This window comes from Rhizobium sp. 768_B6_N1_8 (genome assembly GCF_051811225.1).
In the GTDB taxonomy this organism is placed as follows: Bacteria; Pseudomonadota; Alphaproteobacteria; order Rhizobiales; family Rhizobiaceae; genus Rhizobium.
The window spans coordinates 177126-202568 of record NZ_JBPWPV010000001.1; the positions used below are offsets into that span (position 1 = coordinate 177126).

Here is a 25443-nt window from a genome sequence, read left to right on the forward strand (position 1 = left end):
CTTGGGGAGAGGCGGAATCGCCTCAGCTGGAAAGTACCATGGCCCAATAGGGCAGGTTCTTGGAAGACGTATTATGTGCAACGGCAACGCCGATACCGCTATAGCGTCCGAGCATATTTTCCAGATGGTGGGGGGAATTGATCCAGGCGGTGACGACCGCATCGACGCTCTGCTGGCCCGAAGCAATGTTTTCGGCAGCCGGCAGGGCAACACCGCTCGCCTTCACGCGGGCGCCGAAACTGTCTGTCATGCCCATCAGATGCTTCATCCTGCCCGCACTTGCCATGCGCTTGGCCTGGAAGATCGCGGCTGCACTTGCATGCGGATCGACGCTGAGCGGCGGCAGGCCGTTCTTGGCGCGAAGCTGGTTGACGAGCGGCAATGCAGAAGCCGTCTCGTCTGCGGCATTGGAAGGCGTGGTCGCAAGTTTCGGGGTCGTGGTGCAGCCGGCAATGCCGGCCACCAGTGCAAGACCTGAAAGCTGCAGCAGGCCGCGGCGAGAAAGGATGGTTGAGCTCATGTTATTTGCGATAGCTGAAAAGACGGATGATGATGAAGATCGGAATGACGATGGTCGCACCCAGGATCAGATAGTCGCCGACGCGGCCAAGCGCAGAGAAGCCCTGCCGCCATAGATGGGTCACGAAATCACGGAAGTTGTAGATAAGTTCCCAGGGGGTCAGCCCGAAGATGGCCATGACGAAGCCGACGACCAGCGACACCACCAAAAGTTTGATGATCGTGCGGCCAATGGAATCGCCGAGGAACCTGTTCACCTGATCGGACATGCGCCATCTCCTGTTTGTCTTGAGATACGGTCGCGGCGATTCGCCCGCAAGCCTTTTCCACCAAGACAGCACCGCCTCTGAAATAGGACTTGAGTTTTTTTGTGGCCGAAGCCAAATGCCGCCAGCCAAAGGGTCCAATCATGCAGCCAAGCCAGCTCTCCTCCGGCGATGTCATCGCCGACCGCCGTGCCGATTACGCCAGGATGCTGGATGAGGGCGGCGAGCCGGATGCTGCGGCCGAGCTGATGGAACAGGCGCTGGAACTGGTACCGGCATGGGCTGCAGGTTGGTACCGCCTCGCCACCTACCAGGAAAAGGTGGGCAAAACGGATGCCGCCGTCGAAGCCTATCGCCGTACGCTGGAACTCGATCCCGAGGATGTTTTCGGCTCGAGCCTCAAGCTTGCTCTGCTCGGCGACACTGAGACGCCGGCCCAGCCGCCAAGCCGCTATGTTGAACGCCTCTTCGACGATTATGCCGATCGTTTCGAGACCTCGCTCGTCGAGAAGCTGGACTATTCCGTTCCGCAGAAACTTGCGGCGCTCGTCGCATCGACCGGAAGGCACTATCGGCGTGCCGTCGATCTCGGCTGCGGTACGGGCCTGCTCGGCCCTGAAATCCGCGCCCATGTCACGGAGCTCGAAGGCTTCGACCTGTCGCAGAACATGCTGGCGAAGGCTGCCGAAAAGCATATCTACGACCATCTCGCCCAGGCAGACCTGTCGCTGGCGCCCGAAGCCTCCGGTCTCATTTCCGATGGCGGGCGGCACCGCGCCGATCTCGTCACCGCCGCCGACGTGCTTATGTATCTCGGCAATCTGGAAAGCGTCTTTGCGATCCTCGACGACCTCTCCATAGCGGGCGCCGATTTTGTCTTTTCGGTCGAGGATGGCGGCGAACGCGATGGCTTCAGCCTGGCCCCGTCACTGCGTTATGCCCACTCCCAATCCTATGTCGAAGGGCTCGCGGCAGCCCACGGTCTCCAAATCCTCGACATCGTCAAAACCATCATTCGCAAAGATGGCGGTAAACCGGTTTCCGGCATTCTGTTCCTTACGCGCAAGACCGTCTGAACGCATATTTCTTGCGATTTTAAAATAGGTCAGCATTGCTTACATATTTCGCTTGCGTGCAACCTTGTAAGGCCTGATAATCCGGCCATTCCGCAAGAAAGCGACGCGCTCCCCGGAGCGTAGCACGCGCCGTATCCACCCTTACATTCCCTCTTCCTCCGGCCGGTCCGGAGCCGCTATCGGAGATCGCGCCATGAGCCAGCTCATCAATGCCCTTGGGTTCTGGAATACCACCGCGACGCGTCACACGCCGGTCGAGGATGTGCAGGGCGTATTCTCCGGCAGCCTCGTGTCTGCGCTTGGCCTCTATGTGCTCGCGAGCGCCGGCCTGCTGACCGGCAGCACCGCCGGCATTGCCTTCCTGCTGCATTATGCCTTTGGCGTAAATTTCGGCACCGCCTTCTTCATGCTCAACCTGCCCTTCTTCTACCTGTCGTGGAAACAGCTCGGCATCGCCTTTACGATCAAGACCTTCATCGCCATCGGCCTGACCTCGCTGCTCATCAGCCTGCAGCCGAAGGTAATGGAAATCGCTGCCATTCATCCGGCCTGGGCGGCTCTCCTTGGCGGCCTGCTGCTGGGTTACGGCCTTCTCGCGCTCTATCGCCATCGCGCCAGCCTCGGTGGCGTCGGCATCCTCGGCATCTATATGCAGGAGCGTTTCGGTATCCGCGCCGGCCTCGTGCAGCTTGCCATCGACATGTGTGTCCTGACCGCCGCCTTCTTCGTCACCACGCCGCCGGTCGTTTTCTATTCCGTGCTCGGCGCCGTCGTGCTCAATCTGTTCGTCGCGATCAATCACAGGGCCGACCGCTACATCGCTCTCTAGAGTTTTCCGGGTCAATCTGACTAGGAAAGACTCAACATTACAAATCGGTAAGCCATTATAAACAAAACGTAACTTGCCCGTGATCGGTCCTGGCGCGACACTTCTCTTCGCGCCGGATATGATGAGGTGAGCTATGTCAGATTTGGAAAAGCTTGTCAGACGCCGCATGCAGGAAGAATACGCCAAAGGCTCTTCCGCAAAGGAAATCGCCAAGGTCGTTCGCGACATATTCAACAGCATGGACCTCTCGGGCAAATTGCCTGAAGCCGTTGCTGTGAGGTCCGATACGCACCACAGACGATGAAATATTCAACCGACCCGATCTCTCGGGTCGGTCACCGGGACAAAGCCCTTATCAGCAACGAAGTATCAGGCTGCCTTCTGCGGCGCATCGATCGGATGCTGGCTGCGGAAGCCGACGGCAAGCCGGTTCCAGATATTGATCGTGCCGATCGCAACCGTGATCTTGGTCATTTCTTCTTCCGAGAAATGCACCTTCAGGGCTTCGTAATCGGCATCCGGCGCACCGGTCTCTGCAATCTTCGTCACCGCATCGACCCAGCCGAGCAGCGCGCGTTCGCGGGCGTCGTAAACCGGCGATTCCCGCCATACGCACATCAGGTTGATCCACTGTTCGGAAAGCCCGTGATGGCGCGCTTCCTTCGAATGCATGTCGACGCAATAGGCGCAGCCATTGATCTGCGAGGCACGAAGCTTGATCAGGTGAATGAAGCGCTTATCCAGTCCGGATTCCTGCACATACTGCTCCAGAGCGACGACGGCCTTATAGGCATCCGGAGCGGCTTTGCCGAAGTTGAAACGTGCTTGCATGGTATTTCTCCTTGGGTTGGGGTTTGTGTTAGGGGCTCAGCGAGCCACTTTTCTTTCATGTATTTCCATGAAGGCGCAGCCTCTGGCTGCGATCCCGCCGTCATCATCAGCGGAAAGTTCGGACAGAATGTCGGCGATGCTGGTGTTCGCGAGTTCGGCGCGATAGGCGCGCTCGGCTCTGAGCATTGCCGCCGTGACCTGGCAGGGCTTGGTGAAATAGCGCTGCGGCAGCGGGTTCGGGCCGCGTTGGCGGATCTCGGCGCAGCGGAAGGCAGGCGCCGGTCCTTCGACCGCAAGCACGATATCGAGCAGCGAAATGTCTTCCGGCTTCTTCGCCAGCCGGTAGCCGCCCTTCGGCCCCGGCACTGTCTCCAGAATTCCGGCTCCCGAAAGCGCCTGCAGGTGCTTCAGCAGATAGCTCGTCGATACGCCGTGATATTCGGCGAGGGCTGCGGCCGATAGCACGCCGCCCGCCGAAAGCCCTGATAGTACCGCCGTGCAATGAATGCTCTGTTCGACGCCGTCACCAAGCTTCACAGCCGATCTCCCTTAATCATGGATATTATTTATCCACGATTATGCTGGGGAGTCAATACCGCTTCTATTCGTCCGCGTTTGAACTACATTTGCCCCGTGGATCAGATCGATGCCGAGACCAGCCTTGCCTTGCCTACACCCTTTCTCCGCTGGTTTGCGGAAAAGGGCTGGCGCCCGCGCGCCCACCAGCTTGAATTGCTGGCCCGTGCCGAAGCCGGCGAGAGCACGCTGCTGATTGCGCCGACCGGCGCCGGCAAGACGCTCGCCGGCTTTCTGCCGTCGCTGACCGCCCTCACACGCCGTGGCAAGATCCCGCCCGGCTCGGCCTTCACGGGCATCCACACGCTCTACGTTTCGCCGCTGAAGGCGCTGGCCGTTGATATCGAGCGCAATCTCATGAAGCCCGTCACCGAGATGGGCTTGCCGATATCGATCGAGAACCGCACCGGTGATACGCCGAACGCCAAGCGCCAGCGCCAGAAGCTCAACCCGCCGGACATCCTGCTGACGACGCCGGAGCAAGTCGCCCTGTTATTGGCAAACCGGGAGGCCGAACGCTTCTTCAAGGATTTGAAATATGTCATCTTCGACGAGCTGCATTCGCTCGTCACCTCAAAGCGTGGGCACATGCTCTCGCTCGGCCTTGCTCGGCTGCGCAGGCTTGCACCCGATTTGAGGACCATCGGGCTCTCTGCCACCGTTGCCGAACCCCTGGATTTGCAGAAATGGTTGGTGGCACAGGAGGAGGGCAGGGAGAGCCATGCCGGCCTAGTGCTCGTCGAAGGCGGCGCAAAGCCCGAGATTTCCATTCTCGATACGCAAGAGCACATTCCCTGGTCCGGCCATGCCGCCAAATATGCGATCCCGGATGTCTATCGGCAGCTGATCGATCACAAGACGACGCTGCTCTTCGTCAATACCCGCTCGCAGGCCGAAATGCTCTTTCAGGAGCTCTGGACGGTCAACGAGGAAAATCTGCCGATCGCGCTCCATCATGGTTCCCTCGATGTTGCCCAGCGCCGCAAGGTTGAAGCCGCGATGGCCGCCAACCGGCTGCGGGCCGTCGTCGCCACATCGACCCTCGACCTCGGCATAGACTGGGGCGATGTCGATCTGGTCATTCATGTCGGCGCGCCCAAGGGCGCCTCGCGCCTTGCTCAGCGCATCGGCCGCGCCAATCACCGCATGGACGAACCGTCGAAGGCGATCCTCGTCCCCGCCAACCGCTTCGAGGTCATGGAGTGCCAGGCAGCACTCGATGCGAATTACATCGGCGCGCAGGATACGCCCCCCGTCGGCCGCGGTGGACTCGATGTGCTTGCCCAGCACGTGCTCGGCATGGCCTGTGCCGAACCCTTCGACATGCTGGAACTCTATGATGAGATCACCAGCGCCTCGCCTTATGCCGATCTTCCATGGGAGACATTCGAGCGTGTCGTCGACTTCGTGGCGACCGGTGGCTATGCTCTGCGCACCTATGAGCGTTATGCCCGCATCCGCAAGACAAAAGAGGGCCGCTGGCGCGTCTCCAATCCGCAGGTCGCCCAGCAATATCGCCTGAACCTCGGCACCATTGTCGAGGATCCGATGTTGAACATTCGCATGGCCAAACGCGGCGAGGGCGGCAGGCTTGGCCGTCCGGGTGCCGTGCTCGGCAAGGTCGAGGAATATTTCCTCGAACAGCTCGCACCGGGCGATACGTTCATCTTCTCCGGCAAGGTGCTCCGCTTCGAAGGCATCCGGGAAAACGAGGCGCTTGTGAGCCAAGCCTATTCCTTCGATCCGAAAATCCCTTCCTATGCCGGCGGCAAGTTCCCGCTCTCGACCTACCTAGCCGATCAAGTCCGCTCGATGCTCGACGATCCCGATCGCTGGCACCGCCTGCCGGATCAGGTGCGAGACTGGCTCTCACTGCAGAAGGAAAAATCTCTCCTGCCGAAACGCGACGAGCTGTTGATCGAGACCTTCCCGCGCGGCAGCCGCGGTTACATGGTCATCTATCCCTTCGAAGGTCGGCTCGCACACCAGACGCTCGGCATGCTGCTTACCCGCCGTCTGGACAGGACAGGGGCTAAACCCCTCGGTTTCGTCGCAACGGATTATTCCCTTGCCATCTGGGGGCTTGAAGATCTCGGCCTGATGATCGCCAACGGTCGCCTCAGTCTTTCCGATCTCTTCGATGAGGACATGCTGGGCGACGATCTGGAATCCTGGCTGAATGAATCCTTCCTTCTGAAGCGCACCTTCCGCAATTGTGCCGTGATCGCAGGTTTGATCGAGCGGCGCCATCCGGGAAAGGAAAAGACCGGCCGGCAGATCACCGTCTCCGCCGACCTGATCTATGATGTGCTGCGCACCCACGAGCCCGATCACATCCTGCTGCAGGCAACACGGCAAGATGCTTCGACCGGTCTTTTGGATATTTCCCGCCTTGGCGATATGCTGAGGCGAATCAAGGGCCACATCACCCACCGGGCGCTGGATCATATTTCGCCGCTCGCCGTGCCGGTCATGCTGGAAATCGGCCGGGAATCGGTACCGGGTCAGGCTCATGACGCCCTGCTTGCCGAAGCCGCCGACGACCTGATCGCCGAGGCGATGGCATAAGAACTTGGCCTGAAACTTGGAATGACTGAATGATGAACCGCCTGGCGCTCGCGCGCGACATGACTGGCCTTGCCGCAATACCGGGCGTCGAAACCGCCATTCACGGTGTTGCGGCCGTCTGCGATCCGCTTGGCGCGCTCTATCTGCCGGATGCCGGCATTCTCGTCGTCTCCGACCTGCATCTGGAAAAAGGGGCGGCCTTTGCCCGCCGCGGCATGATGTTGCCGCCTTACGATACGCTGGCGACGCTCACTGTGCTCGCAGCGGTCATCTCCCGCTACGACCCGAAAATCGTCATTTCGCTCGGCGACAATTTTCACGACCGTGTCGGCTCCGAGCATCTGCCGGATGCCTTCCGCACGCTGATCGTCGAGATGGCCCGCGGCCGCGAATGGATCTGGATCAATGGCAATCACGACCCTGACGGCACCGTCGACCTGCCGGGCACCTGTTCGGACGAGCTATATTATGCCGGCCTGACCTTCCGTCATGAGCCGCGCGATGGCTTGCAGAAGGGTGAAATCGCCGGCCATCTGCATCCCGCAGCCACCGTCCGCCGCCGCGAAAAATCCGTTCGCCGTCCCTGCTTCGCCACGGACGGCGCCCGCCTGCTGATGCCTGCTTTCGGCGTCATGAGCGGTGGTCTCGACCTCGGCCACAAGGCCATGAAGGGCCTCTTCGACAAGGCGTCGCTGATTGCTCATCTGCTCGGGCGTGACAGGATCTATTCGGTCCGGTACGACAATTTGCGGGGCTGACACCTTCTCCCTTTCCCACTGGGAGAAGGGAATAACTCAATTGCATCCCTGCAATTGCTGCTGATAGGTCCCGGCCATCCGCGCAAACTTCTGCGCCGTCTGCTGCAGCTGACCATTGTTGCGCCAGTCGCCGCGCTTGTATCCCGTCGGACCGGAATAATAGGCAAGGTAGAGACCATAGGCGTCGTTGAGCGGAATACCCGTCGCCTGACTGTTGCTGTAGTGGTACCAGCCGATGAAATCGATCGCGTCGGCGAAGTTGGTACGCGTTGCGGCCCAGTTGCCGGTTTCGGATTGGTAGTGGTCCCAGGTTCCGTTCAACGCCTGCGAATAGCCATAGGCCGTCGAAGGCCGCGTCCAGGGAATGAAGCCGAAGAGCTTCGTGCGCGGCGGCCGCGCATAAGGCTGGAAGCCGGATTCGACATACATGGTCGCCATCAGGATCGGCACCGGCACGCCGTATTTCTTCTCCGCACGCTCCGCAGCACCCTGCCAGCTTGTGAAGAGACCATCCTTCTGATCGAAGACGGCGCAGATATTTCTCGTCTGGCGGGGCGCCGTCGCGCAGCCGGCAAGCAGGGCCAGCCCGATGACCGCGAGCACGATACGAGTACGCATGACACAAACCTCTCGTTTCCGAGAGATTACTAACTCGTAAACGTTAAAGAGCTGTTTTTATGCGAATACGAGATGTACCGACGGCTTTTTACTAGGCCAGGGATTGGTGCCGTCCCGCAGCCAGAGCAGAGTGTCGAGCCAGAAGCCGGCGGCGTGGCGCGCGTGGAAAAGATCGAAATGTCCGATCTTCGGAAATCCAAGATCTTCCGGCGTCAGCAGCACTTCTTCCACCTTTGCGTTGCGATAATGGGAAAGACCGCGCCTGATAGCGTGGACAGTCGCAATCTCATCATCGGTGACGGTGAGGCTCAGGATTGGTGCGTGAAAATTCTCAAAGGGCTTCGACGCACCGGCTCTTTCGGCAGCCGATGGATGAGGATCGATCCACCCCCGCTGGAACGCCCAGTCGAGCGCAACGCCCTTCGGAAGATCCTCGAGCGAGCCGAGACGGCGCCCCGGAAAATAGCCGAACAGCAAGGTCGCCGCTGGCATGAAAAGATGCCATTTCAGGAGCAGCCACCAGCGGTGCGCGGGGGCATAGTCTCGCCAGTTCCCATATTGCGCGCCGACTGCAAGCATGCGCGTTATGCGGTCGGCATGAGCCGAAAGGCCGGGCAGAAAGCCGCCGATACTGTGTCCGACGACGAAAAGCGGCTGGCCGGGCCGCTGGCCATCCATGAAAAGCAGCGCCGCATCGAAATCCCGTTCACCCCAGTCCCGCCAGCGATAGCCGCAGCCGCGTAGCCGTTCCGGGCGCGACAGGCCGATGCCGCGATAATCATAGGTCAGCACGTCAAAGCCGTGTTCGGCAAGAAAGCGCGCATAATAGTGATAATAGCGTGCCGCGACGCCGGTTGCCGGATTGATGACGACGCTGCCGATGCTTTGGTCGCTGATTGCACTCCAGAGATGGCCGCGTAGTTCCACGCCGTCACGGCAGCCGATCGCGACAGCTTCCGCCTCCCGTGCAAGGTCGCTCTTCCTTGGTTTTCTTGCAGCCGGCATATATCTCTCCCTTGCCTGCACTTGGGGGACAGTAGGCGACAGCTGGTATTGAGGATACTCACTAGTCGGTATACATTGCCGACATGGTCAAATCCGCTTCCGACACACGCGAACGCATCGTCGCCGCTGCGGCCAAACTGTTCTACAGCGAAGGCATCCGGGCCGTGAGCGTCGACGCCGTGGCGGAGAAAGCTGATGTCACGAAGCGGACCCTCTATTATCATTTCGACAGCAAGGACGACCTGATCGCCGCCTATCTGGAAACCCGAGACCAGCCCAATCTCGCGGTCTATCGGCGCTGGTTTGCGGAAACGGATGGGGATCTGGCGGCGAAGGTGAAGGGTATATTCGACAATCTGGCTCGCTCCGCCCGGCATCCGAAATGGAAGGGCTGCGGTTATCTCAGGACCTCGGCTGAACTTGCCAATATGCCCGGCCATCCCGCCATCAAGGTTGGTGCCGCGCATAAGAAGAATGTCGAGCAATGGCTCGCTGCTCTCTTCGAGGAGCAGCATCTTGTCGAGGCGCCAAAGCTCGCCCGCCAGGTCGTTCTGCTGCTCGACGGCTCCTTTGCCGCCGTGCTCCTGCATCGCGATCCCACCTATATGGAAACGGCAGGCGAAGCGGCCGCAGCCTTGGTGGCTGCAGCCGGTAAAGGCAAATGATCAGACTGCCCTGACGGGCTCATAGCGCAGGATCACCGCGCCGCTCTTCGTCACAGACGAGTCGAGCAGTTTCAGGGTCTGCCGCGCATCCGCAGGCTTGAAATGCGGATTACCGCGGCCGAGAATAACGGGCACGAGGCAGATGCGGATTTCATCCACCAACTCCGCCTTCAACAGGGTATCGGCAAGCTCGGCGCTGCCGAAGACGAAGATCGTCTTACCATCTTCTTCCTTCAGCCGCTTCAGCTCGGACACCGGATCATTGACGACGCGCGTATTGTGCCAGTCCGCCTTTTCCATGGTTCGCGAGACGGCGATCTTGGCGATGCCGTTCATATAGGCCTTGATCTTGTCTTCGCTCTCCGCGCTCGGCCAGTAGGCGGCCATGCCCTCATAGGTCTTGCGGCCGAAGACCAAAAGGTCGCCTTCCTCACCGAACTGCTCGGCATATTTCTCGAGCTCTGGTCCCCAGGCCAGATTGTGAAACTCGATATCCCACGGCTTCGTCCCTTCGAAGTAACCGTCCAGCGTCATCAGGTTCCAGACAACAAGCTTCCTCATCTCATCCTCCTTGGACCATGTTCTTCAAAACCAGTTGCCATAAGCAACTGGTTTTGAAATTAGCTTGACTGATGGTGAAATGCAAGCGGTCATGAGCAAGAAGACTTTGAATGGTGGCTATGGCGGGCATCGGGACAAGCGTCCGCCCACCGGGTACGTCATCGTCCCCGGACGTTTGATAAAAGCCCATTTGAAAGTCATCGCCGCGACGGCGGACCTCCGCCCGATCAATCCTTGCGGAAAATCAGGCTGGCGCCCCATCCCGTCAGCACGGCCAGCAACACCGCAAAGCAGCCGTAGAAAATCGGTTGCTCATGCGCCGCATCGGTAATCGTCTGCTCGATGCCCGTCTTGATGACGCGCAGCGGCTGCGATTTCTGCGTTACGAATTTCCCGCTCTTGAACAGATAGGCACGCACCGTATGCACGCCGTTCGGAATATTGGCCGGCAGACGCAGGCTTGCCTTGAAGAGGTTGGAGGAGACGAAACGAACACCGCTCGGATCGCGCTCGTAAAGCCCGCCCGATTGCTGCAGACGCCGGAAGGCTGTGCGGAATTCGTTGAGACTGTTGAAGTTGCCGGCAAAATCGATCGGCCGCAGTGGAATATGGTCGATGCCGATACCCTCTCCGGTCAGGTCGAGCGGTGTCGTGATGTCGTCGATAGAGCGCGAGCTCGACATCGAATAGGAATGCGGTACGTCGGCAAAGGTCATTGACGAGGTATTGATCCAGATGCCGAAGACCCGCTCCTTCTTGCGCACCGTGGCGTCTTCGCGCGGGCCTTCCAGAACTACGATGACATCATACTGGCCGATGGCGAGCAGCAGGTCGTCAGTATTCGTCACCGCGCCGAAAATCGTCAGGTCTGCGCCGCGGAAATCGGAGGTAATGGCGATTTCGCTGGTGGAAGTGCCGATTTCCAGCCCCTCGCGCTCTGTCCGCGTCGTTCCCTGTCCGGGCAGCAGCACCTGTGCCGAGGCGGCGACAGGCATGAGAAGGGCAAGGAGCAGGAGGAGCCGAAGCATCAGTTCCCCACTCCCATGACCACCGAATAGATGTCTTCCGGTGTCACGACCAGTGCGACTGCAAGGCGCAGGCCGACGGCAAGAACCAGCAGGCCGAGCAGAGCGCGCAACTGTTCGCCACGCAGCCGCTGGCCGACGCGCACGCCATACTGCGCACCGATGACGCCGGCGAGCATCAGGAAGAAGGCGAGCACGATATCGACCGAATAGTTGGTCGCCGCCTGCACGATCGTCGTATAGGCGGTCACGAAGATGATCTGGAAGAGCGAGGTCCCGACGACCACATTGGTCGGGATGCGCAGCAGGTAGATCATCGCAGGCACCATGATGAAGCCGCCGCCGACACCCATCACAGAGGTGAGGATGCCGATCGAAAATCCGAGTGTCACGATCGGGATCACCGAGAGATAGATCTTCGATTTCTTGAATCGCACCTTCAGCGGCAGCTTGTGCACCCAGTGCTGATGGCCCGGTCGCCGTGGGGCAGGCGCTTCGTTACGGGCGGCACGGCGCATGGCGTTGACGCTTTCCCAAAGCATCAGCCCGCCGACCGTACCGAGGAAGACGACGTAAAGCAGGGAGATGAAGAGGTCGAGCTGACCGATGGCGCGCAGCAGGGAGAAAATCCAGATGCCGACCGTCGCGCCCGAAAGACCGCCGACAAGCAGCACCGTGCCGAGCTTCACATCCAGCGTGCCGCGCCGGAAATGTGTGATCGCCCCCGATATCGAGGAAGCCACCACCTGGTTGGCGCCAGTCGCGACGGCGACGACCGGGGGGATGTTGTAGAAGATCAGCAGAGGCGTGATGAGGAAGCCACCGCCAACGCCGAACATACCGGACAGGAAACCGACGGCAGCCCCCATGCCGAGAATGATGAAAATGTTCACCGACAATTCTGCGATGGGCAGATAGATTGTCACAGCCGACCCCGATTATTGCCGCTCCCACCGGGGCGGCACTCTCACGTCCCCATTCGAATGGCGCATCCTACTGTCAAATCGTTGCCAGAGGCTTTCGAAGGAAAAAAGCCATGGTCAGCTGGATGCGAGCCCCGATATGTCCCGCATAATCCGGCTTTTTTCAGGTTCTGTGACAGTCAGTGCGAAAGTGCGCAAAGCCCTGCGGCAGGGTGCCGCCGGGTTGTCTCAGATGGCCTTGGCGCCTGGTTTGTTCCGCTCCAGAAGCGCCTTCACCGTGTCGTCATTGACCTTGCCGGTCGGTTCCTGGCCGATCGACTTCTGGAAGTTCTTGATGGCGGTCACCGTCTTGGCGCCCATCTCTCCATCCGGCGGGCCGGCGTCGAAGCCGTTATTGTTGAGGATCGCCTGGATGTTGCGGATGGCCTTTTTCATGTCGACGGTTGCCGTCTTCGGCGCAGCGCCGCTTGCCCATGCGTCCGGGATCTCGATGCCGTTCGCCTTGTTGTCGAGTGGCTGCGGCTTCCAGAGGTCGGCCTTGGCGCGGGCGCGCTCGAGCTGGTCCGGCTTCATGGCATTCGCCACCTCGTCGCGCTTTTGAGCGGCGTCCTTGTCACCGGCTTTGGCGGCGATCGCGAACCACTTGTAGGATTCTTCCAGATCTGCCGGCACACCATTGCCGCGGGCACAGAGGATGGCGAGGTTGAACTGGCTGTCGGTGATGCCGAGGTCGGCTGCTTTCTGGAACCATGAGGCGGCCGTAGCATAGTCCTGCTGGCCGAGCGCGCCGGAGGCGTAGAGCACGGCGAGATTGTGCATGGCGCTGGCATTGCCCTGGGCTGCGGCCTGTTCGTAGAGGGCCTTGGCCTTCTGCACGTCGCGAGCGACGCCATTGCCCTTCTCATACATGCTGCCGAGACGGTACTGCGCCGGCGCAAAGCCCTTGTCGGCGGAAAGCTGATACCAGCTCGCGGCCTGCTTCTGGTCGGCGGCAAGGCCGTTGCGGCCTTCGGTGTAGCGCGCCCCGATCTCGAAAAGCGCTAGCGCATCGCCGTTGCGTGCTGCGTCGGCGAGCGGCTGTGGCTGGATCGTGTCGGGAACGATGATGGAAGCAGCAGCAGGAGCTGCCAGCGTCGTTGCCACCGGTGCGGCGGGCGCGTTCGGAACGAAGCTGGACGTCTCCTGTGCCGGTGCCTGGTCGAAGGATTCGGCGCCTTCGCCGTCAGGTGGCGCGGCATCGGTCAGGTGGTCGGGTGTCGCCGCCTGCGGCTCTGCAGGAGCGGCCGCCTCGGGAGGTGTTGTCTCCGGCGTCATCGCCGGCGCCTGGGCACCGATTTCCGGTGCGATTGCTTCCGGCGCAACCGGTGCAGGGGCTGCCATGTTGGCTTGCGGCATTTCGGTCGCACCGGTCAGGGCCGAGACTTCAGCCGGCGGCGGGGCCTTTTCGCCCGTCGTCAGCGTGCGGGCAAGCGGGAAGGCCATAATGGCGAGCAGTACGGCGCCGACTGCCAGCAGGATCGGCCGGCGGAAGCGCGAGAAGGCGCCACCCTTGCCAGCTTTTTCAGGCTTGGCGGCACGACGCTCGGCGCGCGTCGCAGGCTTTCCGTTGCTGTCGATCTCCATGGCGGCAGCCTGCGCGGCGCGGCGCGCAGCGGCGATGTAGTCCGCCCGATCGTTTTCGGTGGCCGGCTTGCCGCGCTGGGCGTTCTGGCTGGCGCGCACGCGTTCCAGGATCTTCTTCACGTCAGGTGCGCCGGAGCCCGGTTCCAGCAGCTCGTTTGCCGCCTCAGTCGGCATCACGTCGACGGGATCGATCGACGGAGCGGGATCGATGACCGTGCGCTCGGCAACCGCCTTTGCTTCCGTCTTGCGCGCTGGCATCAGCTTGCGGCCAAGGCTTGCGAGCAGGCTGCCTTTGGCGGGAACAACTGACTTTTCCTGCTGGCTGGTGGCTTCGATGGCGATCGCGCTGGTGCTGTCGGCCAATGCCGCTTCCGGCATGCGCGGCGCCGCCTCTTCAGCGATTGCGGCCGTGCGCAGCACGGGCGAAGCCTTCGGCGCCTGCATCACCGGAGCTTTAGCTGGCTCCCGGCCTGCGTCGACCAATGCGTAGGGATCGACGTCGAAATCGACTTCTGTCGCCGGTATCCGGGCGGCCGGGCGAACCCGCTCTTCCATCGTATCCAGCCGGTCGGCAATATGCACCAAAGTCTCGTGCAGAGCCTGGAAGGTCTTGTGGGTGCGTTCTTCGCCGTCGCGGCTCAGATCTTCGAGATGCCGCAGATCTTCGGCAAGCGCGACCAGAGCCGACATGTCGGCTGCTGCAGGTGCAGCGCCCTGCGCTCCGCCATTGCGCGAATAGGCATCGACCACCGCTTCTGCCGCCTGCCGCGCGGCCTCGATGATATATTCGTCGTTCGTCGCGATATAATCTTCGATCGCGCCCATGCGGCGGTCGAGATTTGCCGACACTTCGGCATTTTCGCGTGGTGCGCTCAAGAGTTCGGAGAGATTGGCGATCTGATCTTCGAGGTTCTTCAGCGCGCGCGTGTCGGTCGGCGCAGCTGCCGTGCTTTCTTCGAGCCGCGCGGCGATGTCGCTGAGCCGCCCTTCGAGACGCTGAAAGGCACTGTCGTCGATAACAGGCGCCGGGGCGGGGCGGATTTCCATCTCGTCGATGCGGCGTGCGAGATAGTCGAGCCGCTTGGCGAGCGCATCATTGACCGAGCCGCTTTCCAGTGCATCGATCTTGCGGGAGATATCGGAAAGCGTGCCGGTCAGGTCCGGCTGCGGCGCGGCCTTCTGTGTGCGTTCGAGCAGGTAGGAAAGGTGCTCCAGCCGCTCGTCGAGACGTGAAGTCGCTTCGGTATTGGCGAGGTCTTCAACGCGCGCCGTCAGCGCTTCCAGCCGGCCTGCCATGTCGTCGGCTGGACCGGGCCGGCTCATGGTGGCCCGACCCATCAGCTCGATCTGGTCGCCAAGTGCGGAAAGGCGGTTTTCCAGCCGCTGCATAAGCGCCGGGTCGGTACCCGTGGCAGTGCGTCCGCTGGCGGCGATCGCGCGGCTGATCTCGTCGAGCCGCGTATCCATCGCGGCGAACTGTTCGGACATGATCCGGTCGTGCGGCTGGATCAGATTGCCGAACTGCTCGACAGCGGAGGCGATAGTGATGAGCTTGTCTTCCAGCGCCTGCACGGCTGGGCTTTCGCCCATGCCGCCAAGATGCCGCTTGATGTCGTCAAGCCGGTAGGCGAGCGACACGAGCTCTCCCTGCAGTCCGGCCGTGTCGAGCTCTGCCAGCCGGTTTTCCACATTCTCCCAGCGCTGTTCCATGTGGCGCATCGAATCTTCGCGCGCCAGCCCGTCCATCAGCGAACGCAGCTCCTCGAAGTCGTTGCGCAGACCGGTAGCCTCCGGTCCGGCCGAGCGGTTGGTGAGCTGCGCAATGCTCTGCGACAGACGACCCATGTCGGCGCGGATGTCGTCTGCGAAATGCCGGTCCTGCGCGCTGGTCTTGATCTCGCGCAGTTCCGTGCGCAACGCATTCATCTCGCGCGTGACACCTTCGGAAATGTCGCGCTTCAGATCCTGCCGCAGGTTGACGAGTGCCTGGGCGATTTCAGTCATCGTGTCGTCGGAGGCGCGGAAGGCGGCTGTCGCCGGCTGCGGCGCCGGAGCGCGCTGCAGGGCAGGCGCGAGAGCCGGTTCACGCAGAAGGGCCGGTGCCGCTTCGCGCGTATAGGCGCGCTCGCGGTTCTCTCTGGTAGCGTCAAGCGCGCGCTGGCGCTGGCGGATTTCCGCAAGCGGATCGGCTGCGCGCGGCGCATAGGAACTGGCGTAGCGATCACGTTCGGGCGTCGGATTGCGAGGCCGCTGTTCGCGCCCGCTGCCCATCAGGCCTTCTATCCGCGCTTCCAGCCCTTCGATGGTGCGGTTCAACGCGTCGAGCGAGGTCCTGTCGGAGTGCCGGGAAGAATGTGATCGCGATCCGTTCATGTTCTTGCTCGCTTCGATTACCCGGTCTGGGCCCGATCATTGCCTTTTCCGAAGCATACCGGGGTACGCATCGGAGAGCGCCATCCATAAGGAAATAGTCAATTAGACTTTCCTCAAGCTGGATAGACTTTTTGGCGGCACTCCTGAAACGCGAGACAAAGAAAAGGAATGCAGATCGCCAATGCTCACCGCGCACCTTTTACGAAACGTGGTAAAGAACTCGTTAACCCGGATGAGAATTTTTTAACTTTTGCCCTTTTCGGGCCAGTTTGGAGCGCGGGAATCTTCAGATCGGCCGCTTGTACTGTAGCTCGATCTTCACGCCCTCTGGCCCATAGACGAAGACTTGGCCGAGCTCGGTATCCGGAATGTCGAGATATTCATAGCGATAGCCGCTCGCCTTGATGCGAGCGAGCGCCGGTTCGAATTCGAAGAGGCTGAAGGCCACATGGTTGAGGATGCCGGGCGGAAAGTCAGCTGTGCGTGAAGTAAGGCTCAGATGGATGACTGGCTTGTCATCCAGATAGAGCCAGTGGCCGGATGTAGGGAAGGGTGGTCGGTAGCCTTCCTTCACACCGAGAATGCTCTCCAGAAAGCTGATCATGACCGGCGCATTGCGGGTATCGATCGTGACATGGTCCAGGCGCGGCATCGTTCCCTCCAGCTATCAAAGCCGGCCTGATCTTACTGGTTTCCATGCTTGCGGAGAAGTAAATATACCGCTTCGTAACCGGCCGGATCAGAAGCTCTCCGTCCAGGGCCGCAGTTCCACTTCTTGCGACCAGGCGCTGCGGTGTTGCAGCAGCACATCGATGTAGGATTGCGCGATCGCATCAGGCGAAAGCGTGCCATCAGGCTTGTCTTCGCGGTCGGGTCTGGTGGTCGATCGCACAGCGCCGTCGATAATGAAATGCGCCACATGGATGCCCAGCGGCCCAAGCTCGCGGGCGGCACTTTGCGCCAGGCCGCGCAGGGCGAATTTTCCCATGGCAAAGGGCGCCGATTGCGCATAGCCCTTGATGCTGGCCGTCGCCCCCGTCAGCAGGATCGCGCCACGTCCCCGCGGGATCATGCGTTTTGCCGCCTGCTGGGTTACGAGGAAGCCGCCGAAGGCACTGGTCGCGATCGCCTGTTCCACATCGGTAGGATCGAGCTCGGCGATCTGCCCGCGCACCCGGCCGCTGGCATTATAGATCACGATATCAGGCTCGCCGATCTCTGCATCCACGCGCTCGAACAGCGCCGAAACCGCCGCCGGTTGTGCGGCATCGGTGGCGAAGGCCTTGGCTCCGGTTTCGTCGAGCAGCGGCCCGAGCTTGCCGATATTGCGTGCTGCAAGACCAACCTTCACACCGCGGTCTGAAAGCTTGCGGGCGAGCGAGCCGCTGATGCCGGAACCGGCGCCGACAATCAGCGCGCTGCGATAGGGAAACTCGGCCATGATCTTCTCCTTCGGATGAACCTTTCGAGAGAGGTAGGCAGCCCCGGCCTTTAAAAAAACCGTCGGGCGGAAATTTTCACGCTTCCGGCGCGTCGATCGAAAGCCCGCAGATGCGCGAGAGATAGGCGAGCGGCAGCCCCGTTTCATTGGCCCAGCGGTTGAACGTCTGCTGGATCAACTGCTGATCCTTCTTGCCGGTCCCGGATGGCGAAAGCGGCACGCCCGCATCCCTCAGGCAGGCGAGCACATCTGATGTCATGATGAAGCTGTCGCGGCCGATGCCGCGCAGGAAATATTGACCCGTGGCTCCACCCAGCCGGCTGCCGCGCTTGGTGAGCAATTCGAGCAGGCCGATATGATCCTCACGCGGCCAATCGGCGAAGAAGGCGCCGGCGCTGCCGGCCTCGTTCGCAAGCTCGCGCACGAAGGCCGCATTGGCGCGTACCGACATGATCTTCGCGCCGTTCTTGACGATGCGGTCATCACCAGTCAGATCATGCCAAAATTCGTCGGGAGCGATGTTGAGGGCGGCAGGATCGAAGCCATCGAAAGCTTCTTCGAAGCCCTGCCATTTATTGTCGATGACCTTGTGCACGAAGCCGCTGTAGAAGATGCGCCGGGTCATCTGCGAAAGAATGCGGTCATCGGGCAGCGCGCGCAGCGCCTCATGATCAGGCATGGCCGGCAGCATCGCTTTCAGCGCATCGGCTCCGCCTTTTCTTTGCTCGGCGCGCTGGCGGATGATATCGAAATCGCTCAAGGCTTGGCTCCCCGAATGGACTTTGCTTGCGCAAGCCTATTCCGGGAGCTGTCCTGCCTTCAAGCGGTTTGGACCTTCAAGCCGTGAGATCCATGCTCAGGCTGCTACGGTTTCGCGCACCTCATCTAAGAGGAAATGCACGATCAGATAATCGATCTTGTAATGCCGTCCGCTATCGCTGACTTTCTCCTCGCTGCCGCCATCGGCAGGGTGCCAGGGATGATAGTGGGGGTTGGTGGCGATCAGTGTCACCGCCTTGCCGGCGTAGGGACCTTCGCCCGGCCGGAACCGCATCTCTGCCAGCGGCCAGATGCGTTCGTAGGTTTCCATGGGAATACGCACTCTCAGCGCCTTGCGCGGAACCGGAGGCTCGTCATGCGCAACAAGCCGTTCGCCGTTGACCGGCTCGACTGTTATGGGCTCGATGGTCACTTCCTCCGCCGTATCGAAAATGGAATTGAACTCCGCAGGCCACGCTCTCTTCATGAAACAGCTCCTCCCAGGCTTCTCCAAAGTCACAAGATTAAGTGTAGCGCGCTTAGCCGGAGAAGCAACGGACTATTCCCGCTGAAGCGGTAATGGCGCTGCATGGTTGCCCCTCTCCACACACTTCACAAAATCGCGCATATGAAGAATTTGACGTTTACGCAAACGTCAATATTTTGTAAGAGAGTCTCGAGACCGGAGCGATCCGGTTGCCGAATTGGAGGAATTCGAACGATGCCAGTCTACAAGGCCCCGGTGAACGACACGCTCTTCGTGCTGAACGACGTGCTGGGTCTCGAGCGCTATAATAATCTGCCGGGTTTTGCCGATGCGACACCCGATATGATCGAAGCGATCCTCGGCGAGGCCGGAAGGGTTGCCGAGGAAGCTCTTTTTCCGCTGAATTATTCCGGCGATCAGGAAGGCTGCACTCGCCACGACGATGCCAGCGTCTCTACGCCGAAGGGCTTCAAGGAGGCCTATAAAGCCTATCGCGAAGGGGGCTGGATCGGCCTTGCGGTGCCGGAGGAATTCGGCGGGCAGGGGCTTCCCTATACGCTGCATACCGCCGTCGGCGAATATACCTCGGCCGCCAATATGTCGCTGATGATGTATCCGGGTCTGACGCAGGGCGCTATCGCTGCGATCCTCGTCCACGGCACCGACGAGCAGAAGAGCACCTACTTGCCGAAGATGGTGGACGGCAGCTGGTCCGGCACCATGAACCTCACCGAGCCGCATTGTGGCACCGATCTCGGTATGCTGCGCACCAAGGCAGTGCCGCAGGCTGATGGCAGCTACAGGATATCAGGCCAGAAGATCTTCATCTCCGCCGGCGAGCATGACCTGGCCGACAACATCATCCACCTGGTGCTGGCCCGCATCGAAGGCGCGCCTGAGGGCACCAAGGGCATCTCGCTTTTCATCGTCCCGAAGTTCCTCGTCGGCAAGGACGGCGCGCCGGGCGCCCGCAACGCCGTCTCCTGCGGTGCCATCGAACACAAGATGGGCATCCACGGCAACGCCACCTGCGTCATGAACTACGACGAGGCGACCGGCTTCCTGATCGGCGCCGAAAACCGCGGCCTCAACGCCATGTTCGTGATGATGAACGAGGCCCGCCTGATGGTCGGCCTACAGGGCATCGCCATTTCCGAGATCGCCTATCAGAACGCCGCCAATTATGCCCGCGATCGTATCCAGGGCCGCTCGCTGTCAGGCGTGAAGGCGCCGGACAAGAAGGCCGATCCGATCATCGTCCATCCCGATATCCGCCGCTCGCTGATGACCATCCGCGCCTTCAATGAAGCCGGCCGCGCCTTCCTGCTCTGGACCGCGCTCAAGTCTGATATCGCCCATCGCGCCACCGACGAGAAGGAGCGCCAGACGGCCGACGATATTCTCGGCCTCGTCACCCCGATCCTGAAGGGCGTGATGACCGACAAGGGCTTCGATCATGCCGTCATGGCCCAGCAGGTCTTCGGCGGTCACGGCTATATCGAAGAGCACGGCATGAGCCAGTATGTGCGCGATGCCCGCATCGCCATGATCTATGAAGGCGCCAACGGTATCCAGGCACTCGATCTCGTCGGTCGCAAGCTGGCGCTGAACGGCGGCCGCGCGGCCATGGCGCTCTTCAAGGAGATCGGCGATTTCTGCGAAGAAAATCGTAATGACGAGCAACTCGGCTTCTTCACCAAGCACCTGAAAAAGGGCTTGAACGACGTGCAGGGCGCGACCATGTGGTTCATGCAGAACGCCATGGCCAAGCCCGACAATGCCGGTGCCGGTTCCACCGATTACATGCACCTCTTCGGCCTTGTCGTTCTCGGTTATATGTGGGCGCGCATGGCAAAAGCCGCCAACGAGCGTCTTGCCGCCGGCGATGCCAGGGAGGACTATCTGAAGAACAAGCTGATCACGGCGAAATTCTTCATGGAGCGCGTGATGCCGGAAACCGCATTGCGCAAGGCCCGCATCGAAACCGGCGCCGACACGATGATGGAACTCGCCGCCGAAGCGTTTTGAGCCATTTCTCCCTCCCCGTTGTGGGGAGGGCTGGGGAGGGGTCTTTTCTCCTCCTTCCAAGATTTGAGGCAAGACAGATTGCCGCCAGGGAGATGAGACAATGACCGAGGTTTTCATTTACGACCACGTCCGCACGCCCCGCGGTCGCGGCAAGAAGGATGGCTCACTCCACGAAGTGCCCTCCGTCCGTCTCACGGCAAAGACGCTGGAGGCGATCCGCGACCGCAACGGCCTGAATACGGAAACGGTCGACGATATCATCATGGGCTGTGTCGACCCGGTCATGGATGCCGGCGCCGTCATCCCAAAGGCTGCCGCCTTCGAGGCCGGTTATTCGACGAAGGCGCCCGGCATGCAGATCTCCCGCTTCTGCGCCTCCGGCCTCGATGCCGTGAATTTCGGCGCCGGCAAGATCGCGCAGGGCGCTGACGATATCGTCATCGCCGGCGGCGTCGAAAGCATGTCCCGCGTCGGCCTCGGCATGTCCGGTGGTGCCTGGTTCATGGATCCCTCCGTCAATTTCCCGGCCTATTTCATGCCACAGGGCGTTTCGGCCGATCTCATTGCCACCAAATACGGCTTCTCCCGTGACGACGTCGACGCCTATGCCGTCGAAAGCCAGAAGCGCGCGGCAAACGCCTGGAACAACGGCTGGTTCAAGAATTCCGTCATCCCGGTAAAGGATCAGAACGGCCTGACCATCCTCGCTCATGACGAGCACATGCGCCCCGGCACCGACATGCAGGCGCTCGCCTCCCTCAATCCCTCCTTCCAGATGCCCGGCGAAATGGGCGGCTTCGAGGCTGTCGCCATCCAGGCCCATCCGGAAGTCGAGCGCGTCAACTATGTCCACCATGCCGGCAATTCCTCCGGCATCGTCGATGGCGCCGCTGCCGTCCTCCTCGGCTCTAAAGCCGGTGGCGAGAGCATGGGCCTGAAGCCCCGCGCCCGCATCAAAGCCTTCGCCAATATCGGCTCCGACCCGGCTCTGATGCTGACCGGCCCGGTTGATGTCACCGAAAAGCTCCTGAAGCGCACGGGCATGACGCTTGCCGACATTGACCTCTTCGAATTGAACGAAGCCTTCGCCGCCGTCGTGCTGCGCTACATGCAGGCCTTCGACATCCCGCACGACCAGATCAACGTCAATGGCGGCGCGATCGCCATGGGCCATCCGCTCGGCGCGACCGGCGCCATGATCCTCGGCACCGTGCTGGACGAACTGGAGCGCCGCGATCTCAACACCGCGCTGGTGACCCTCTGCATTGGCGCCGGCATGGGCACGGCAACCATCATCGAACGCGTTTAAGGGAGAGAGACGATGAGCTACACCAACTTCACCGTCGAGACCGATGCGGACGGTATTGCCCTGGTCACCTGGGACATGCCCGGCAAGTCGATGAACGTCTTCACCGAAGAGGTGATGAACGAGCTCGATGCCATCATCGATGCGACGGTCGCCGACAGCGCCGTCAAGGGCGTGGTCATCACCTCGGGCAAGTCCTCCTTCTCGGGCGGTGCCGATCTCTCGATGATCAAGTCCATGTTCACACTCTACCAGCAGGAGAAAGCCGCAAATCCTGACGGTGCGGCACAGAAACTCTTCGATCTGGTCGGCCGCATGACCGGCCTGTTCCGCAAGCTCGAAACCTGCGGCAAGCCCTGGGTTTCCGCCATCAACGGCACTTGCATGGGCGGCGCGCTGGAAATGTCGCTCGCCTGCCACGGCCGCGTCGCTTCCAATGCCAAGAGCGTCAAGATCGCCCTGCCGGAAGTCAAGGTCGGCATTTTCCCAGGCGCCGGCGGCACACAGCGCATCTCGCGGCTGACCGATGCCCAGTCCGCCTTGCAGATGATGACGACGGGCCAGTCGCTGAACGCCTCGCGCGCCAAGGCCATGAACCTCGTCCATCAGGTGGTCGATCCGGATCAGCTCATTCCGGCCGCCAAGCAGATGATCAAGGACGGCCTGAAGCCCGTCGCCCCCTGGGACGAAAAGGGCTTCAAGGTGCCCGGCGGCGGCATCTGGACGCCCGCCGCAGCCCAGCTCTGGCCGGCAGCGCCGGCGATCTTGCGCCGCGAAACATCAGGCAATTATCCCGGCGCGCTCGCCATCCTGAAATGCGTCTATGAAGGCCTGCAGGTTCCCTTCGATACGGCGCTGAAGATCGAGCAGCGTTATTTCACGCAGGTGCTGCAGACCACCGAAGCCTTCTCTATGATCCGTTCGCTCTTCATCTCCATGCAGGAGCTCAACAAGGGCGCCCGCCGCCCGGCCGGTGTGCCGAAGACAGAACTCAAGAAGGTCGGCGTCGTCGGCGCCGGCTTCATGGGCGCCTCCATCGCCTATGTCACGGCCGCCGCTGGTTTCGAAGTCGTGCTGATCGACCGCGATATCGAGGCTGCCACAAAGGGCAGGGGCGTTGGCGAAGGCCTCGTCAAGGATTCCGTCGGTAAGGGCCGTCTTACGCAGGAAGAGGGTGCAGCACTTCTCGCCCGCCTCACACCCTCCGCCGACTACGCCGATTTGAAAGATGCCGATCTCGTCATCGAAGCCGTTTTCGAGGACCGCGCCGTCAAGAAGGCGGTCATCGAACAGGTGGAAGCCGTCATCCCGGAAGCGACGATCTTTGCCTCCAACACCTCGACTCTGCCGATCACGGGCCTTGCCGAAAATTCGAAACGCCCGGACCAGTTCATCGGCGTGCATTTCTTCTCGCCGGTCGAAAAGATGATGCTGACAGAGGTCATCCTCGGCAAGAGCACCGGTGACCGGGCGCTCGCCGTGGCCCTGGACTATGTTGCCGCCATCAAGAAGACGCCCATCGTCGTCAACGATGTCAGGGGCTTCTTCGTCAATCGCTGCGTCTTCCGCTATATCCACGAAGCCTATGACATGCTGATCGAAGGCGTACCGGCGGCGATGATCGAGAATGCCGCCAAGATGGCCGGCATGCCGGTCGGCCCGCTGTCGCTGAATGATGAAGTAGCGATCGATCTCTCGCAGAAGATCCTCAAGGCAACGGTCGCCGATCTCGGCCCCACGGCCGTCGACGAACGTCACCTTGCGCTCATCAATAAGCTGGTGGACGAGCTCGACCGCCGTGGCCGCAAGAACGGCAAGGGTTTCTATGAGTATCCGACCAAGCCCGCCAAGAAATTCCTCTGGCCGGAGCTGAAGACCCTCTATCCGCAGAAGCCGGCGGATGAGATCGACGTCAATACCCTGAAGCAGCGCTTCCTGGTCACGATCGCGCTCGAAGCCGCCCGCACCATGGAAGAGGGAATTGTCACCGATCCCCGCGAAGCCGACGTCGGCTCCATCCTCGGTTTCGGCTTTGCGCCCTATACCGGCGGCGCGCTGAGCTACATCGACGGCATGGGTGTAAAGGCTTTCGTGGAACTCGCCGAAAAGCTGGCCTCCACCTATGGCGACCACTTCAAGCCGACGCCGCTCTTGAAGGAAATGGCTGCCAAGGGCGAAACCTTCTACAGCCGCTTCGATCCCTATCCGGCAACTGATAAGGCTGCATAATTGGTGAGGCGCCGCGGCTCGTAAGGGCCGCGGGCGCCGCTCTGACATTCCCTCCATCTCTGGCTGGGCTTGAGCGGAGAATCCTGCTGCAAGCGCGCGAACAGCCAATTCAAAACACTTAGCCCTTGCGCTAAGTATCAGATCCTGATACTTAGCCTTATGGATTACCATTCACATCAACTCGACAGCATCTTCCTGGCATTGGCCGATCCCACGCGCCGCGCCGTCATCGGTCGTTTAGGCACCGGCCCAGCCAGCATCAGCGACCTTGCAAAGCCTTTCGACATGGCCTTGCCGTCCTTCATGAAACACATCCACCTTCTGGAAGAGACAGGCCTGATCGAAACGAGAAAGCAGGGCCGCGTGCGCACCTGCACGCTGGAAAAGAAGCGTTTCGCGATGGTCGACGGCTGGCTTTCGGCTCAGCGCGCCATCTGGGAAGCCCGCACGGACAGGCTCGAAGCTTTCGTCACCGCCACGCAATCCGAGGAGGAGAAATCCCAATGAGTATCAATGTGAATCCCGATCTCGATCTGACCATTTCGCGCGTCATCAAGGCCCCGCCGGCTGCCGTCTGGAGCGCCTGGACCTCACCGGCAAGATTCGAAAAATGGTGGATCCCAGCGCCGGCGCTCTGCCGTGTCGCCGCCATGGAAGTCAAACCCGGCGGCGCCCTCGTGACCGAGATGAGCGAGGATGGCGGTCCCTTCCAACACCATCTCAGCGCCTGCTATCTGGATATTCAGGATGGCCGTCGCATCGTCTTCACCAATGCGCTCCTCGGCGGCTGGCGCCCCGCGCCGACCCCTTTCATGACAGCCATCATCACCTTCGCCGACCATCCCGAAGGCACCGATTACAACGCCCTCGTCATGCATAAGGACAAGGACACCCGCAACACGCATGTGGAGTTGGGCTTCTACGACGGCTGGGGCACGGTCGCCGAGCAACTGGCGAAGCTCGTGGAGAAATAAAGA

The 25443-nt window shown here is 61.0% G+C and carries 25 protein-coding genes; 11 read left to right on the forward strand and 14 right to left on the reverse strand.

The window, feature by feature from the left end:
* Positions 1-22 precede the first annotated feature (22 nt).
* The gene (locus AB8B33_RS00880; RefSeq protein ID WP_113322940.1) at positions 23-520 is read right to left on the reverse strand and encodes a CAP domain-containing protein; all 498 of its coding nucleotides are present in this window, start codon (positions 518-520) and stop codon (positions 23-25) included.
* 1 nt (position 521) lies between these two features.
* The gene (locus AB8B33_RS00885) at positions 522-788 is read right to left on the reverse strand and encodes a DUF6460 domain-containing protein (RefSeq protein ID WP_439014032.1); all 267 of its coding nucleotides are present in this window, start codon (positions 786-788) and stop codon (positions 522-524) included.
* Between the two features lie 140 nt (positions 789-928).
* Between AB8B33_RS00885 and AB8B33_RS00890 the strand changes: the two genes are divergently transcribed.
* The 3 genes from AB8B33_RS00890 (at position 929) to AB8B33_RS00900 (ending at position 2994) form a co-directional block, all read left to right on the forward strand.
* Positions 929-1861 (forward strand): methyltransferase, encoded by a 933-nt coding sequence (locus AB8B33_RS00890; protein ID WP_439014033.1) that lies wholly within the window; start codon positions 929-931, stop codon positions 1859-1861.
* Positions 1862-2054: 193 nt separating this feature from the next.
* The gene (locus tag AB8B33_RS00895; protein ID WP_439014034.1) at positions 2055-2690 is read left to right on the forward strand and encodes a YitT family protein; all 636 of its coding nucleotides are present in this window, start codon (positions 2055-2057) and stop codon (positions 2688-2690) included.
* Positions 2691-2823: 133 nt separating this feature from the next.
* Positions 2824-2994, forward strand: coding sequence for a hypothetical protein (locus AB8B33_RS00900; RefSeq protein ID WP_007821222.1), 171 nt, complete (start codon positions 2824-2826; stop codon positions 2992-2994).
* A gap of 65 nt (positions 2995-3059) precedes the next feature.
* Here the strand turns inward: AB8B33_RS00900 and AB8B33_RS00905 are convergent, their stop codons facing one another.
* Together AB8B33_RS00905 and AB8B33_RS00910 are read right to left on the reverse strand one after the other, a co-directional pair.
* The gene (locus AB8B33_RS00905; RefSeq protein ID WP_439014035.1) at positions 3060-3521 is read right to left on the reverse strand and encodes a carboxymuconolactone decarboxylase family protein; all 462 of its coding nucleotides are present in this window, start codon (positions 3519-3521) and stop codon (positions 3060-3062) included.
* A 36-nt stretch (positions 3522-3557) separates the two neighbouring features.
* On the reverse strand, positions 3558-4058 hold the full coding sequence (locus tag AB8B33_RS00910) for an RrF2 family transcriptional regulator (protein ID WP_439014036.1): 501 nt from the start codon (positions 4056-4058) through the stop codon (positions 3558-3560).
* A 96-nt stretch (positions 4059-4154) separates the two neighbouring features.
* On the opposite strand from AB8B33_RS00910, the gene AB8B33_RS00915 reads away from it, so the two are divergent.
* Together AB8B33_RS00915 and pdeM are read left to right on the forward strand one after the other, a co-directional pair.
* Positions 4155-6665, forward strand: a complete 2511-nt coding sequence (locus AB8B33_RS00915; RefSeq protein ID WP_439014037.1) for a ligase-associated DNA damage response DEXH box helicase — start codon at positions 4155-4157, stop codon at positions 6663-6665.
* A 29-nt stretch (positions 6666-6694) separates the two neighbouring features.
* Positions 6695-7423, forward strand: a complete 729-nt coding sequence (pdeM, locus tag AB8B33_RS00920; RefSeq protein ID WP_439014038.1) for a ligase-associated DNA damage response endonuclease PdeM — start codon at positions 6695-6697, stop codon at positions 7421-7423.
* Between the two features lie 36 nt (positions 7424-7459).
* On the opposite strand, the gene AB8B33_RS00925 is transcribed toward pdeM, so the two are convergent.
* Together AB8B33_RS00925 and AB8B33_RS00930 are read right to left on the reverse strand one after the other, a co-directional pair.
* Complete coding sequence (locus tag AB8B33_RS00925) at positions 7460-8041, reverse strand: transglycosylase SLT domain-containing protein (protein ID WP_310378984.1); 582 nt, start codon at positions 8039-8041, stop codon at positions 7460-7462.
* Between the two features lie 57 nt (positions 8042-8098).
* Positions 8099-9046, reverse strand: a complete 948-nt coding sequence (locus AB8B33_RS00930) for an alpha/beta hydrolase family protein (RefSeq protein ID WP_439014039.1) — start codon at positions 9044-9046, stop codon at positions 8099-8101.
* Between the two features lie 83 nt (positions 9047-9129).
* On the opposite strand from AB8B33_RS00930, the gene AB8B33_RS00935 reads away from it, so the two are divergent.
* Positions 9130-9711 (forward strand): TetR/AcrR family transcriptional regulator, encoded by a 582-nt coding sequence (locus AB8B33_RS00935; RefSeq protein WP_037101196.1) that lies wholly within the window; start codon positions 9130-9132, stop codon positions 9709-9711.
* Here the strand turns inward: AB8B33_RS00935 and AB8B33_RS00940 are convergent, their stop codons facing one another.
* The 8 genes from AB8B33_RS00940 to AB8B33_RS00975 form a co-directional block, all read right to left on the reverse strand.
* Positions 9712-10272 carry a dihydrofolate reductase family protein gene (locus AB8B33_RS00940; RefSeq protein ID WP_439014040.1) on the reverse strand — a complete coding sequence of 187 codons (561 nt, stop codon included), beginning with the start codon at positions 10270-10272 and terminating at the stop codon, positions 9712-9714.
* A 227-nt stretch (positions 10273-10499) separates the two neighbouring features.
* Positions 10500-11300, reverse strand: a complete 801-nt coding sequence (locus AB8B33_RS00945) for a TIGR02186 family protein (RefSeq protein WP_439014041.1) — start codon at positions 11298-11300, stop codon at positions 10500-10502.
* The gene (locus tag AB8B33_RS00950) at positions 11300-12223 is read right to left on the reverse strand and encodes a sulfite exporter TauE/SafE family protein (protein WP_439014042.1); all 924 of its coding nucleotides are present in this window, start codon (positions 12221-12223) and stop codon (positions 11300-11302) included. Before AB8B33_RS00950 ends, AB8B33_RS00945 begins: the two co-directional genes overlap by 1 nt.
* Before the next feature lie 225 nt (positions 12224-12448).
* Positions 12449-16216: a peptidoglycan-binding protein gene (locus AB8B33_RS00955; protein ID WP_439014043.1), complete on the reverse strand. Its 3768-nt coding sequence runs from the start codon at positions 16214-16216 to the stop codon at positions 12449-12451.
* 286 nt (positions 16217-16502) lie between these two features.
* Positions 16503-16868, reverse strand: coding sequence for a VOC family protein (locus AB8B33_RS00960; protein WP_439014044.1), 366 nt, complete (start codon positions 16866-16868; stop codon positions 16503-16505).
* Positions 16869-16955: 87 nt separating this feature from the next.
* Positions 16956-17657, reverse strand: a complete 702-nt coding sequence (locus AB8B33_RS00965) for an SDR family NAD(P)-dependent oxidoreductase (protein WP_439014045.1) — start codon at positions 17655-17657, stop codon at positions 16956-16958.
* 76 nt (positions 17658-17733) lie between these two features.
* A complete protein-coding gene (locus AB8B33_RS00970) occupies positions 17734-18417 on the reverse strand; it encodes a DNA-3-methyladenine glycosylase I (protein WP_439014046.1) in 684 nt (227 codons plus the stop codon).
* A 96-nt stretch (positions 18418-18513) separates the two neighbouring features.
* Positions 18514-18903, reverse strand: coding sequence for a hypothetical protein (locus AB8B33_RS00975; protein ID WP_439014047.1), 390 nt, complete (start codon positions 18901-18903; stop codon positions 18514-18516).
* Between the two features lie 234 nt (positions 18904-19137).
* Here AB8B33_RS00975 and AB8B33_RS00980 point away from each other — a divergent pair, with 234 nt between their 5' ends.
* The 5 genes from AB8B33_RS00980 to AB8B33_RS01000 all read left to right on the forward strand — a co-directional run bounded on the left by AB8B33_RS00980 (position 19138) and on the right by AB8B33_RS01000 (position 25440).
* Positions 19138-20931, forward strand: a complete 1794-nt coding sequence (locus AB8B33_RS00980) for an acyl-CoA dehydrogenase C-terminal domain-containing protein (RefSeq protein WP_439014048.1) — start codon at positions 19138-19140, stop codon at positions 20929-20931.
* A 100-nt stretch (positions 20932-21031) separates the two neighbouring features.
* Positions 21032-22240, forward strand: coding sequence for an acetyl-CoA C-acetyltransferase (locus tag AB8B33_RS00985; protein ID WP_439014049.1), 1209 nt, complete (start codon positions 21032-21034; stop codon positions 22238-22240).
* A 12-nt stretch (positions 22241-22252) separates the two neighbouring features.
* Positions 22253-24466: a 3-hydroxyacyl-CoA dehydrogenase NAD-binding domain-containing protein gene (locus AB8B33_RS00990; protein WP_439014050.1), complete on the forward strand. Its 2214-nt coding sequence runs from the start codon at positions 22253-22255 to the stop codon at positions 24464-24466.
* 159 nt (positions 24467-24625) lie between these two features.
* Positions 24626-24973 carry an ArsR/SmtB family transcription factor gene (locus AB8B33_RS00995; RefSeq protein WP_439014051.1) on the forward strand — a complete coding sequence of 116 codons (348 nt, stop codon included), beginning with the start codon at positions 24626-24628 and terminating at the stop codon, positions 24971-24973.
* Positions 24970-25440, forward strand: coding sequence for an SRPBCC family protein (locus tag AB8B33_RS01000; RefSeq protein WP_439014052.1), 471 nt, complete (start codon positions 24970-24972; stop codon positions 25438-25440). Before AB8B33_RS00995 ends, AB8B33_RS01000 begins: the two co-directional genes overlap by 4 nt.
* Positions 25441-25443 lie beyond the last annotated feature (3 nt).